At 68.1% G+C, this 235-nt stretch carries 1 pseudogene; it reads right to left on the bottom strand.

The features are described 5' to 3' along the window. Positions 1-235, bottom strand: a pseudogene (locus tag KVS71_RS18975) (TetR/AcrR family transcriptional regulator); the annotation flags it as partial.

The following is a 235-nucleotide window of genomic DNA, read 5'->3' as shown; positions in this document are numbered from 1 at the left end:
CGGATGCCGTACCAGAGCCGGTGCAGGCGGGAGTCCTGCCCCACCCTCCGGGCGAGCTCCGCCGCGGCCCATGCCGCGAGGACCCACGCGGTCTCCGCGTTCTGCAGAACGGCGAGGTAGCGTTCGCCGAGTCCGCCCTTCGAGATCCGCACCGCCTCCGCGATGAGATCGTTCTTGACGGAGAAGTAGTAATGGAGGGAACCGTGGGAGAGCTCTGAGTGCTGGGCGATCTCGC

The sequence above is a fragment of the Microbacterium sp. GbtcB4 genome (assembly GCF_019091465.1).
Classification (GTDB): domain Bacteria; phylum Actinomycetota; class Actinomycetes; order Actinomycetales; family Microbacteriaceae; genus Microbacterium; species Microbacterium paraoxydans.
Note: the sequence above shows the minus strand (reverse complement) of the source record. Positions and strands in the feature narration are given on the sequence as shown.